5 protein-coding genes are annotated in these 13211 nt (G+C 74.8%); 4 read left to right on the forward strand and 1 reads right to left on the reverse strand.

The genetic code is table 11. From position 1 onward, the window contains the following. The first annotated feature begins 84 nt into the window (after positions 1-84). The 3 genes from ACIGXM_RS12325 (at position 85) to ACIGXM_RS12335 (ending at position 11117) form a co-directional block, all read left to right on the forward strand. Entirely contained in the window at positions 85-8352 is an 8268-nt protein-coding gene (locus ACIGXM_RS12325) for a type I polyketide synthase (protein ID WP_396559748.1), read from the forward strand. Between the two features lie 776 nt (positions 8353-9128). Beyond that, complete coding sequence (locus tag ACIGXM_RS12330) at positions 9129-9968, forward strand: endonuclease domain-containing protein (protein WP_396559749.1); 840 nt, start codon at positions 9129-9131, stop codon at positions 9966-9968. 414 nt (positions 9969-10382) lie between these two features. Continuing rightward, on the forward strand, positions 10383-11117 hold the full coding sequence (locus tag ACIGXM_RS12335; protein WP_396559750.1) for a polyprenol monophosphomannose synthase: 735 nt from the start codon (positions 10383-10385) through the stop codon (positions 11115-11117). 42 nt (positions 11118-11159) lie between these two features. On the opposite strand, the gene ACIGXM_RS12340 is transcribed toward ACIGXM_RS12335, so the two are convergent. Beyond that, the gene (locus tag ACIGXM_RS12340) at positions 11160-11777 is read right to left on the reverse strand and encodes a GNAT family N-acetyltransferase (RefSeq protein ID WP_396559752.1); all 618 of its coding nucleotides are present in this window, start codon (positions 11775-11777) and stop codon (positions 11160-11162) included. A 193-nt stretch (positions 11778-11970) separates the two neighbouring features. Here ACIGXM_RS12340 and ACIGXM_RS12345 point away from each other — a divergent pair, with 193 nt between their 5' ends. Beyond that, positions 11971-13194 carry a glycosyltransferase 87 family protein gene (locus ACIGXM_RS12345; RefSeq protein WP_396559754.1) on the forward strand — a complete coding sequence of 408 codons (1224 nt, stop codon included), beginning with the start codon at positions 11971-11973 and terminating at the stop codon, positions 13192-13194. Positions 13195-13211 lie beyond the last annotated feature (17 nt).

Consider the following 13211-nt stretch of genomic DNA (forward strand, 5'->3'; position numbering starts at 1 on the left):
CTGTCGGTCTGTGCCTCCGTGCTACTGGGTACGGAGGAGATCGACGGGGAGCGATCGCGGATGGCGAGAGGTCGGAGCTCGGGCGTGAGTGGAGAAGTGCGGTATGACGATCTGGTGCGGCCGCTGCCGGAGTTGCTGAAGAGGCACGCCGAGCGGTCGGCGGATCGGGTGGCGTTCCATGACTTCTCACGCGGCGTCAGCTACCGGGAGTTGGAGCTGCGGACCGGGCGGCTGGGCGGGTCACTCGCGCGGGCGGGGGTTCGGCGCGGTGATCGGGTCGCGCTCTGCCTGGGCAACTGCGTGGAGATGGTCGAGGGCTGCCTCGCCGTGCTGCGGGCAGGGGCGATCGGCGTCCTGCTCAATCCCCGCTCCTCCGACGCCGAACTCGACTACTTCCTGAGGGACAGCGGCGCTTCGGCCGTCATCGCCGACCCGGCGCATCTCACGCGGCTCAACCGCCTCGGCCCCGCACACCGTGGCCTGCACACCGTGCTCACCGGCGCGGACCCGATCCCCTCGGACGCCCCGGGCGGCACCGTCCTCTTCGAGTCCGCGGCCTCGGCCGACGGGCCCGCGGCGCCCGACGACCTGGGGCTCGACGATCCGGCCTGGCTGCTCTACACCTCCGGGACCACCCACCGCCCCAAGGGCGTGCTCTCCACGCAGCGCGGCGCGCTGTGGTCGGTGGCGGCCTGCTACGCGCCGATCTTCGGGCTCTCCCCCGAGGACCGGCTGCTGTGGCCGCTGCCGCTGTTCCACAGCTTCGGACACTCCCTCGCGATCCTGGGCACCACGGCCATCGGCGCGAGCACCGCGATCGCCGGCGAGCTCCTGACCCCGGGCGACCTGTGGCGCGCACTGCGCACCCCGAGCGACGCCCTGGGCGGGCCGTTCACCGTCCTGGCCGGTGTCCCCACGACGTACCACCGGTTGATGTCCGCGGCCGAGGGCGCCCGGCCCCTCCGGTCGCGGCCCGGACCGAGGCTCTGCGTCACAGCGGGCGCGCCGTGTCCGCCCGCGCTGCGCGGGGCTGTGGAGGAGACGCTCGGCGCCCCGCTGCTCGACGCCTACGGCAGTACCGAGACCTGCGGCGCGATCGCGGTGACCCGCCCGACCGGCCCTCGGACCGACGGGTCCTGCGGGCCGCCGGTGCCCGGCGTCGAGGTCCGCGTGGTCGACCCGGACAGCGGTGTCGACGTCCTCGCGGGCGGCGAGGGCGAGCTCTGGGTCAGCGGTCCAGGTCTCATGACGGGCTACCACAACCAGCCGGAGGCGACGGCCGCCGCGCTGCGCGAGGGCTGGTACCGGACCGGGGACCTCGGACGCCGCACCGAGCACGGTCACCTCGTCCTCACCGGCCGGGTCAGCGAACTGATCATCCGGGGCGGCGAGAACATCCATCCCACGGAGGTCGAGCACGTCCTGCGGGGCTGTCCCGGTGTGCGGGACGCCGTGGTCCTCGGCCAGCCGCACGCCGTCCTCGGTGAGGTCCCGGTCGCCTTCGTGGTGCCCGGCCCGGACGGCGTCGACCCACGGCTGGTGCTGGACGCCTGCCGCTCGCAACTGGCGGACCACAAGGTCCCCGTCGAGGTCCGCGAGATCGCGGCGGTCCCGCGCACGCCGTCCGGCAAGATCATCCGCCATGCGGTGCTCAGCGACCCGGTTGCGGCACCGACCCCGGTCGGCGGCACCCTGTACCGCGGGCTGCTGCCGCTGCCCCGTGAGGAGCAGGAACGCGCGCTGTGCGAGACGGTGTGCGTCGAGACGGCCCGTCTCAGCGGACGTGCGCCGCAGGCCGAGCCCGACGCGGACGGCTCGTTCGCGGACAACTCGTTCGCGGACCTCGGGCTCACCTCGCTCGGCGCCATCGAGCTGATCGACCGGCTCGCGGCGGCGACCGGGCTGAGCCTGCCGACGACGCTGCTCTTCGACCACCCCACCCCGGCCGCCGTCGCCCGCCACCTGCGCACCGAACTGTTCGCCGCCGCACCCGCCCCCACGGCCGCGACCACCACCGCACCGCGGCCCGTCGGGCGGGAGGAGCCGCACGACCGGGACCCGGTGGTGATCGTGGCCATGGCCTGCCGCTACCCCGGGGAGGTGGAATCCCCCGAAGGGCTCTGGGAGTTGGTGTCGCAGGGCGCGGACGCGATCTCGGACCTGCCGACCGACCGGGGCTGGGACCTCGCCGCCCTCCACGACCCCGACCCGGACCGGATCGGCTCCTGCTACCCGCGCAGCGGCGGATTCCTGCACAGCGCCGCGGAGTTCGACGCGGGCCTGTTCGGCATCTCGCCGCGCGAGGCGCTCGCCATGGACCCGCAGCAGCGGCTGCTGCTGGAGGTCTCCTGGGAGGTGTGGGAACGGGCCGGCATCGACCCGGCATCGGTCCGTGACAGCGACACGGGCGTCTTCCTCGGGGTGATGTACGCCGACTACGCCTCCCGCTTCACCGAGCACGAACTGGAGGCCCACCTCGCTCTGGGGTCGGCCGGCAGCGTGGCCTCCGGCCGGCTCTGCTACGTGTTCGGCCTGCGCGGGCCCGCGATCACCGTCGACACGGCGTGCTCGTCCTCGCTGGTCGCGGTGCACCAGGCGGCCCGGGCGCTGCGCTCGGGCGAGTGCTCGCTGGCGCTGGCCGGCGGTGTCACGGTGATGGCGACCCCCAAGCCGCTGGTCGCGTTCAGCCGTCAGCGCGCCCTCGCGCCCGACGGCCGCTGCAAGTCGTTCTCGTCCACGGCGGACGGCACCGCCTGGGCCGAGGGCGCCGGGGTGCTGCTGCTGGAGAAGCTGCCCGACGCGCGCCGGAACGGACACCCGGTGCTGGCCGTGGTGCGCGGCAGCGCCGTCAACTCCGACGGCGCGTCCAACGGCCTGACCGCGCCCAACGGCCGCGCCCAGCAGCGCCTGATCAAGCTGGCGCTGGCCGACGCCGGGCTGCGCGCGCACGAGGTGGACGCCGTGGAGGCGCACGGGACGGGCACCGCGCTCGGTGATCCCGTCGAGGCGCGGGCGCTGCTCGCCGGCTACGGCCGGGGCCGGGGGCCGGAGGATCCCCCGCTGTGGCTGGGCAGCGTCAAGTCCAACCTCGGACACACCCAGGCCGCCGCGGGGGTCGCCGGGATCATCAAGATGGTCCAGGCCATGCGGCACGGTGAGTTGCCCAGGACCCTGCACGTGGCAGCCCCCACGCCGCACGTCGACTGGTCCTCGGGCCGGGTCGGGCTGCTGACCGCCGCCCGGCCGTGGCCCGCGCCCGCCGGCCGGCCGCGCCGCGCCGGCGTGTCGGCCTTCGGGATCAGCGGCACCAACGCGCACGTGATCATCGAGGAACCGGCCGCCGCCGACCGCGCCCCGCGGCAGGCACCCCCTCCGCCGCAGGGGCCGGTGGCGGTGCCGTGGCTGGTCTGCGGGGCCGACGAGGCGGCCCTGCGCGCCCAGGCCCGGCGGCTGGCGGACCACGTCGCAGCCCGGCCGGGCCTGTCGTCGGCGGATGTGGGCTTCTCACTGGCGGTGTCGAGGGCGGCGCTCACGCACCGGGCGATGGTGCCGGTCGCGGACCGCGAGCGCATGCTGGCCGGACTTCGGGCGATCGCCGACGGCACCTCCGGCGCCGGGGCGGTGACGTGCCTGGCCGACCCGCGCACCCGCCTCGCCTTCCTGTTCACCGGGCAGGGCGCGCAGCGCGCGCGAATGGGCGAGGAGCTCCGGGCGGCGTTCCCCGCGTTCGCCGCGGCCTTCGACGAGGTCTGCCAGGCGCTGAACGGCGAACTCGACCGGCCGCTGGGCACGGTGATCCGCGCCGAGCCGGGCTCACCGGACGCGCTGCTCGACCGCACGGACTTCACCCAGGCCGCCCTGTTCGCCTACGAGGTGGCGCTGTTCCGGCTGGTGGAGTCCTGGGGCGTGCGGGCCGACTTCCTGGCGGGGCACTCCGTGGGAGAGGTGGCGGCCGCGCACGTCGCCGGCGTGCTGGACCTCGCCGACGCCGCACGCCTGGTCGCGGCCCGCGGGCGGCTGATGCGGGCGCTGCCCGAGGGCGGGGCGATGGTGGCCCTCGACGCGGCGGAGCACGAGGTCCTGCCCGAACTCGCCGACGTGGCGGACCGCGTGGCGATCGCCGCGGTCAACGGGCCGCGGGCGGTGGTGATCTCCGGCGCGCGGGACGCGGTCCTCGCCGTCGCGGCGCGGTTCGCGGCCCGCGGCCGCCGCAGCACGCGGCTCAAGGTCGGCCACGGCTTCCACTCGCCGCTCGTGGACCCGGTGCTCGACGAATTCCGCCGCGTCACCGAGACGCTGGAGTTCCGGCCGCCGCGGATTCCGGTGGTCTCCACCGTGACGGGACGTCGGGCGGCGCCCGAGGAACTGGGCTCCGCGGACTACTGGGTGCGGCACGCACGGCTGCCCGTACGGTTCGCCGAGGCCGTGGAGTGGCTGGGCGCCAACGGAGTCGGGGGCTTCCTGGAACTGGGCCCGCAGCCCGTGCTCACCGCGTACGCGGAAGACTGCTCGGCCTCGCGGAACGGCGGCGGCCCGGTGTTCCAGGACGGCGGCGGCCCGGTGTTCGCCTTCGCGGCGCGTGCCGGCGAGCGCGAGCCGGAGACGCTGCTGTCGGCCGTGGCCCGGCTCCACGTGCGCGGCGCCGGCGTCGACTGGCCCGCGGTGTTCGCGGGATGCGGGCTGCGGCGCGTGGAGCTGCCGACCTACGCCTTCCAGCGCCGGAGGTACTGGCTGGACGCGCCGCGCCCGGCCGGGGTCGGACCGGCCGCCGGGGAGCATCCGCTGCTGGGCCCGCCGTTCGAGGTGCCGGGCACCGGGCACACGGTGCTCTCCGGCCTGCTCTCGGCGAGCGCCCAGCCGTGGCTCGCCGACCACGTCGTCGGCGGGGCGCCGCTCGTGCCGGGGACGGCGTTCGTCGAGATGGCCGTGCGCGCGGGCGACGCGGCCGGCTGCGGCACGCTGGAGGAGCTCGTGATCCTGCGACCGCTCGCGCTGCCCGCCGCGGGGGTGCGGGTCCAGGCCGTGGTGGGGGCGGCGGACGACTCCGGCCGGCGGCCCGTCGAGATCCACGCGCGACCGGTGGAGCCCACCGCGGCCACCTGGACGCGGCACGCCACCGGTCTGCTCGCCCGCGCGCCCGAGCCGGGCCCGGCACCGGACGAGGACGGCCTGACGCAGTGGCCGCCGCCCGGCGCCGCGGCGATCGAACCCACCGCCGCCTACGAGGCCGCGGCGGAGCGCGGTCTGGACTACGGGCCCGCGTTCCGCGGCGTGCGCGCGCTGTGGCGGCGGGGCGCGGAGGTGTTCGCGGAGGTCCGGCTGCCCGAGCCGTGGACGGCCGAGGCGGACCGGTACGGCATCCACCCCGCGCTCCTGGACGCCGCCGCGCACGCCTCGCTGCTCGCCGCGCACGGCCCGGGTGGAGGCTCGGACGCGGGCGCGGTCGGCGCCCGGGTGCCGTTCCAGTGGCGCGGCGTGTGCCTGCACGCCGCCGCGGCGTCGACGGTGCGGGTACGGATCGCGCCGGTCGGCGAGGCCGGCCCCGGCCCCGAGCACAGCGCGCTCTCGATCACGCTCGCCGACCCGGCGGGCCGCCTGGTGGCCCGCGTCAACTCCCTGTCCACCAGGGAGCTTCCGGCCGGGCCCGGCCACCCCGGGCTGGACATCGCCCGGCACGCCCTGCTGCGCCCCGACTGGCTCCCCATCGCGCTGCCCAGCCGTGCGCAGCAGTTGGAGAGCTGGACGCTCCTCGGGCCGGACCAGCTGAACCTCGCCGCCTTCCTCCCCCTCGCCGGCCCGTCCTCGCGCGCGGACAGCGCGGACGGCACAGCCCTGCCCGGCCCTCTGGCGGTCACCGCCGTCGGTTCGGGAACGGATCGCGGCCCGCTGGCCGACGTCCACCTGCTGACCGCGCGGGTGCTCGAGGTCCTGCAGGACTGGCAGGACGATCCGGCAACGGCGGGCTCGCGGCTCGTGGTGCTGACGCGGGACGCCACCGCTCCCGAGCCGGACCTGGCGGGTGCCGCGGTCTGGGGACTGGTGCGCACCGCGCAGTCGGAGCTGCCGGGGCGCGTGGTCCTGATCGACGTGGACGCGGACCCCGCCTCCCTGCGCCTGCTGCCCGCGGCGGCCGCCTGCGGCGAGCCCCAACTCTCCCTGCGCGGCGGGCGGGCGACGGTGCCGCGGCTGGTCGACGTTCCGCCGGCGCTCCCCCGGCCCGAGCCATCGCCGACCGAGACCGCCCCGGCCCGCCGCTCCGGCGCCTTCGACCCGGGCGGCACGGTGCTGATCACCGGCGGCACCGGAGCGCTGGGTGCGGACCTGGCCGGGCACCTGGTCGACGCGCACGGGGTCCGCCACCTGCTGCTGATCGGGCGGCGCGGCCCGCACGCACCGGGCGCCGACGCCCTGCGCGAGACGCTGGCGGAGCGGGGCGCGCAGGTCAGGATCGTCGCGTGCGACGCGGTCGACCGGGCCCGGCTCGCCGAGCTGATCGAGCAGTGCGATCCCCCGCTGACCGCCGTCGTGCACGCCGCCGGGGTCCTCGACGACGGAGCGCTGGCCGCGCTGTCCCCCGAGCGGCTGGCGGCGGTCCTGCGGCCGAAGGCGGACGCGGCCTGGCACCTGCACGAGTTGACCCGCGACCGGGACCTGTCGGCCTTCGTCCTGTTCTCCTCGGTCTCGGGCGTGCTGGGCCGGGCGGGCCAGGGCAACTACGCCGCGGCGAACTCGTTCCTGGACGCGCTCGCGCAGCACCGGGCCGCGGCCGGCCTGCCCGCCGTCTCGCTGGCGTGGGGCTGGTGGGGCCACGACGCGGGTATGGCTGCGCAGTTGACCGGGAGCACGGGGCACGCGAGGTCCGCCGAGGTGGTCCGGGCGTTCACCCCCGCGCAAGGACTTGCCCTGTTCGACGCGGCGCTTGGGACGGGTGCTCCCGTACTCGCCCCGGTCCTGCTGGACCGGGCCGCCCTGCGCAGCGCCGCAGGGCAACTACCGCCGCCGCTAAGCGACTTGGTGCACCCCGGCCGGACCGCCGCCGAGGCGCGGAGCGGTGCGACCAAAGCACCCCAGAGCACCCGGGAGACCTCGGAGCCCGGAGCGTGGCGCACGCTGCTGGCCGGACTGCCCGCCGAGGAGCGCGGGGCCGCGCTCACGGACCTGCTGCGCGGCGATGTGGCCGCGGTGCTCGGCTACCCCGGCGCGCAGGCCCTGCCCGCCGGCAGGACCCTGGCCGAGCTCGGCTTCGACTCCCTGACGGCGGTGCAGATCCGCAACCGGCTGAGCATGGCCCTGCGCCTGCGGCTGCCCGCGGCCGTGGTGTTCGAGCACCCGGCGATCGAGGACCTCGCCCGCCACGTGCTCGACCTGCTGGACGATCTGCCCGACGGCGCAGCGCCGGAGCGGTCCGATTCCCGGGCCGCACCGCCCACCGGCCGTCGCGCACAGACGCTCGCGTCGCTGTATCGCACGCTCTGCGAGAAGGGCCACGCGGTGGCCGCTATGCACCTGGTGGTCGCGGCGTCCTCGGCCGCCGCGACGTTCGGCGCCGACGACGCCGCGCAGCACGCCGTGCCGCCCCTGCGCCGGGCCCAAGGCCGCTGCGGCGCCCCCGTCGTGGCCTTCTTCCCCGACCACCGTCCGCTCCCCGCGCTCCCTGCCGGCGGGTTCGCGGCCCTGCACTCCTGCTTCGACGGCGAGTTGGACGTCCTGGAGTTCCCGCACCCGGGCATCGGCGCGGGGTGCGCCGTCCCGGCCGACCGGGAGACGCTCGCCCGTCTCCACGCCGAGACGGTGCTGCGGCACGTCGGCAGTCGGCCCGTCGTCCTGGTCGGCGCCTCCGCCGGGGGCTCCGTCGCGCACGCCGTGACCCGACGGCTCGAACTCATGGGATCCGCTCCCCTGGGACAGGTGCTGATCGACACGTACCTCGTCCACCAGGGCAACCACTCCACGGACTGGCTGACCGCCCTGGCCGCCCCGCCGGAAGCGCGGGTGGCCTTGGACGGGTCGACCGGCGACGAGGACGCCGCCGTCGCGGCCATGGGCGCCTACACCGGGCTCTTCATGGACTGGCGGCCGGAGCCCGTGGACACCCCGACCCTGTTCGTCGGGGCCGCGCGGCCGACCCCCCTGATGGCGGCGCGCGCGGACGACGACGCCTGGCGCACGTCCTGGCCGCTGCCGCACCAGCGCGTCGACGTGCCCGGCGACCACCTCTCCCTGACGCGGAAGCACGCCGCCACCACGGCGGCCACGATCCGCGCCTGGATCGACTCCCTCGGCCACCCGGACACTACTGCCTGCGCCGTGGTGAACGGCGTCCACGAGGCCGGGCAGCAGGATCTGACGTAACATCACGCAGTCGACCCGTCCGGCGTGAACACTCGAGCTCGGGGCGTTGACGTGCGGCGTTTTCCCTGCGGGAACGGAGTGGGTCGGGACATGATCGGCGGTCATGCGATGGTCCTTGATCCACCCATCGACGCGCAGGTCGTTCGGGCTGGCAGGCCTACGGCTGCTCGGCAGCGCGGCGAAGAACGTCTGCGGGCGTGGCCAACCCACGCACAGGGTTGAGCCCCAGGAAGGTGTCCAAGAGGCCTGCTAGCGTACCGGCCATGCCACACCGCGCTACCCCGCGCCGCGCAGACGGCCTGCTCCCGTTGGCCGTCGCGGACGTCCTGTGGGCCGAGCTGACGGCCAACAGCGCGGTTCCGGCCACTTCCGGAGCGTTCACCAGCTCGCCCGCCGATCCACGGGCCGGGTACGTGCTGCTCGGCGCACGAGCGCTGCCGACAGTGAAGGGAGTCGACGGATGGTGGCAGGTGCACGAGGCCGAGGTGCGCCGGGCGGCCGAGGAACTGAGTGCGGTCACGGTACACAGAGGCGGCCTCGTCCGCGTCGCCCCCTTTCATGACCCAATGAGACCGGGACAGGGGGAAGGGCCGGCGCTGCGGTGGCGTCAACGCCTGGGGCAAGAACGGGCCCGATCCCGCGCCGATACCGCGCCTGAGCGGTCGCAGCGCGGTAGCGGCAAACTGTCGCACCTGGCGGGGATCGACTGGCGCCGGGCTCTGGTGCAGCGGCCCCAGACGCGGGCGTCGGACACGTGGTGGCTACCTCGCGCTCTGGTGAAGGTGCTGGACGCGGCCGAGCACGCCGAGGCGCGGTGGCTGCTGGCCGTACGGACCTGCCAGAGGTGCGGGGCCGTGGCGGACCACCCCGACCAGTGGCGCGTCCAGACCGACAGTGGCTGGCAGACCATCTGCCCCACCTGCCGCACCACCACACTGCGCCCGTACAACGGGGAGTTGGAAGGACACCTCTACGCGGTACTCAGGAAGAAGCGCAGCTCGCTGGAGGTGTCCGGGTGGATCTGCGCCATCTGCCGGGAAGCGCCCGCCCGCGCGGTGGACCATTGCCACGAGCACGGCTATGTCCGCGCTCCCGTCTGCCAGCCGTGCAACACGCGGGAGCGGCCGAACTACCTCCACAGCAACGACGTGTACGTGACCGGCCGCTACACGTCCCTCTTCCACACCCAGGCCGAGGACTGGTCGCGGCACTGGCACCGCTGCCCCGGCTGTCGCGCCCGCAGCACAGTGCCGCTTCCGCACCTGGCCGCACTCACCGCACTCCTGGTCGGCGAACCACTGCGCCCGACCCACCGCGCACCCCACAGTTCCCGCGGACGCACGCCCTGCGGTGAACTGCGCGCCTCCTGGAGCGGCAGTCACAGTGCTCCCGGCTCCTGCGTGATCACCCTGAGTGTGGACTACTGCCCCAGCGGGGAGCACCGCGTCCTGGCGCACGTCCCCTATCGCGACGCCGTCGACCGGTTCCGCGCCTGGTTGACCACGGCAGCTCCCGCGGTGGCCGCCGCCGCTGGGCCCGGGCGTCATGACGGCTTCCCCGCGCAGTTCCGGCCCGTCGTCCCGGATACCAGCAACGAGGGCCTGACGCTCTTCTGAGCCCGGGCGGGGGCATGCCTCCTCGGTCAGCGTGCCAGCCGGACCAGAATCCATGGCCAGGGCTGCACACTCCGCACCTGCCGGACGGGCACGGCGGCGGGTGTGTCACGGATCACCATGCGCGGCCACCTCGAGCACCTGGTCGACACCGGGCAGCCGTCCGGGAGCCGCGGTACGGCCAGCTGGGACGCCCCGAGCTCCGCTACCGCCCGCGCCGCCCGGGCACCTCGTAGCGGCAGTCCTCATGGACTTCTCATGCCCCCGTTCATCTGGCAATCAGGCCACCAGCGTTGAATCTTGAGTTACTGGTAGTGAGCTACACTCACCCAACCGCACCAGAACAACTGTCCGGTGGCGCACGCACGGGCATCGCCCGCGTGCCACGGGCCGGAGATCACGCGAGGGATTTGATTCATGTCAGAGGCTTCCCCCAAGGTCGTTGTCGTCGTTCCCACGTACAACGAGCGGGAGAACCTGCCCGTGCTGGCCGGGCTGCTCAAGGACCTGCGGCTGCCGAACCTGCACCTGTTGGTGGTGGACGACAGCTCACCCGACGGCACGGGCGAGCTCGCGGACAAGCTCGCGGCCGAATCGCCCGACTCCGTCAGCGTGTTGCACCGCACCGAGAAGGACGGCCTGGGGCGCGCGTACATCGCCGGGATGAGCCGGGCGCTGGCCGACGGCGCGGACGTGGTGATCCAGATGGACGCCGACCTGTCGCACCCGGCCTCGGCGCTCCCGGCCATGCTCGACACACTGCGCACCAAGGACGCCGCCGTGGTGCTCGGTTCCCGCTACGTCGCGGGCGGCTCGACCGCCGCGGAGTGGCCGTGGCACCGCAAGGCCCTGTCGGCCTGGGCGAACTTCTACGTCAACACGCTGCTGCGACTGCGGGTGAAGGATGCCACCGCCGGGTTCAAGGCGTGGCGGGCGGAGACCCTGCGCGCGATCGACCTGCAGTCGATCCACAGCAACGGCTACTCCTTCCAGGTCGAGATGAACTACCGCACGGTCAAGCGCGGCATGCGGATCATGGAGGTGCCGATCCGCTTCGAGGAGCGGGTCAAGGGCGCGTCGAAGATGAGCATGGCCGTGCAGGTCGAGTCCGCGCTCGCGCCGTGGAAGCTGCTCTTCGGCCGGATGAGCTGACTCGGTAGCGCAACCACCTTGGCCGCCCGCGCTGTTGGACCCTCAGCGGACCAGCCGCGGGTGGCCGCGGTGCCGCTCCCACTCGGGGGCCAGGACGGACATCAGGATCTCGTCCACCCAGCGGTCACCGTCGCGCAGGGCGTCGCGGTGCACCCCCTCGACCACGAACCCGACGTTCTCGTAGGCGCGGCGGGCTCGGGGGTTGAACGCGAAGACGTCCAACGAGAGCCGGTGCAAGCCGAGTTGCTCGAAGGCGTGGCCCGTCATCAGGCGCATCGCCTCGGTGCCGAGGCCGCGGTTGCGGCCGGCCGGACCGAGCGCGATCCGGATGTTGCAGCTGTGATGGTCGGGCTGCCACGCGTTGAGCACCACCTCGCCCACACAACAGCCGGTCGCCCGGTCGACCACGGCCAGGTCCAACCGGTCGGTCTGCCCGTTGCGGGTGTCGTACCACTGTCGGAACCGGAGTTCGGCGGCCTCGTCCCAGGGCGGCGGCGGGGCCTCCTCGGGCGCGCCGTCGGCCATCCGGGCCACCTCCGGATCGCGCAGCATCTCGCGCAGCGCGTCGAGGTCGCCGGCCGGTTCGAACGGGCGTAGCAGGACCCGCTCCCCACTGAGGACGGGCTTGGTCGCGAAGTCCGGGTGCGCGTGCTCGGCCATGCGGCCGATTGTCGGCAACCACCCGCCCGTCTGGCAACCGGGCCTCCCCTTCGGGCGGCGTCGGCTGCCCGAAGGGGAGGCGGTCCGACACGCCGCGTCCGGAGCCGGGTGTCGGGTCGGCCACCGGGTCTGCGGTATCCAGTTGGTCATCCAATGGTCCGTCAGCTGCCCGACCCCGTGGTGAGGCCTGCCCGTGTTCATCCAGCCCACCAGGCGTGCGGCGGCTTGCGCCGCGCTCTGCCTGGTGTCGTTCACCGCCTTCGGCCTCGCCCAGCGGGCGGCCGCGGTGTCCTTCATCGACCTCGCGGTCTACCGCGCGGCGGGCTCGACCGTCCGGGCCGGGCAGGACCTCTACGCGATGCGCGTCACCGGTCTGGACCTGCCCATGACCTACCCACCCTTCGCCGGCCTGCTGTTCACCCCACTGACCCTGCTCAGCATGCCGGTGGCGCGGCTCGCCACCACCGTGGCCAACCTGCTGCTGGTCATCGTCTTCGTCCACCTCTCGCTCCGGCTGGTCGACCGTCCGGACCGGCCGCCGCGCACGGCGGTGACGCTGTTCGTGGCGGCCTTCGCGGTGTGGTGCGAGCCGGTCTGGAGCACGGTGGGCAACGGGCAGATCAACCTGCTGCTGGCGGTGGCGGTGCTCGGGGACCTCACGCTGTGCGCCGGCCGGCGCTGGGCCGGGGTCGGCACCGGGCTGGCCGCCGGCGTCAAGCTCACCCCGTTGCTGTTCGTCCTGTTCCTGACCGCGGCCGGTGTCCTCGACCGGCGGCGGCGCGGTGCGCCCGAGGAGCGGCGGGCCCCGGACCCCTGGCTCCGCTCGGCCGCCGGGGCCACGGCCGCCTTCGTGGCCACCGTCGCCCTCCCCGGCCTGCTCATGCCGCGCGACTCGCTCCGCTTCTGGACCACGACGGTCTTCCAGCCCTCTCGCCCGGGCGACGCCGCGCACGACGCGAACCAGTCCGTCCGCGGCCTGGTCGCCCGGCTGCTCGGCACCACCGACCCCGGACTGCCCTGGCTGGCCACCGCCCTGGTGCTGGCGCTGCTCGGGCTCGGCACCGCCGCCCTGCTCGCCACGGGCCGCCGGGACCGGCCGGACCTCGCCTGGCCGCTGCTCTGCTGCGCCACCACCACGCTGCTGGTCAGCCCGGTCTCCTGGTCGCACCACTGGGTCTGGTGCGTGCCGCTGACCCTGCTGGTCGCCGCGGAGGCCCGGCGGCTCGGCTCGTGGCCGTGGTGGTGCGCGGCGGCGGCGATGTGGTTGACGTTCTCGTCCTTCGCGGTCTGGTGGGCACCCGGCCTCACCGTGCTCCCCGCCGCCGTGACCAGTGGGCTCTACACGGCCGCCGCGCTGGCCTTCCTCGCCGCCTGCGTGGCGCGCTGCCTGGCCGACCGCCGTGCCGCCGAGCGGTAGCTCGGGGGCGGCGGCGG

It is taken from the genome of Kitasatospora sp. NPDC052896 (assembly GCF_044547075.1).
GTDB lineage: Bacteria > Actinomycetota > Actinomycetes > Streptomycetales > Streptomycetaceae > Kitasatospora.

Bases quoted from the DNA above. Each gene is read 5' to 3' on its own strand.
- ACIGXM_RS12335 (WP_396559750.1), top strand. From the start codon at position 10,383: ATGTCAGAGGCTTCCCCCAAGGTCGTTGTCGTCGTTCCCACGTACAAC.
- ACIGXM_RS12340 (WP_396559752.1), bottom strand. From the start codon at position 11,777: ATGGCCGAGCACGCGCACCCGGACTTCGCGACCAAGCCCGTCCTCAGT.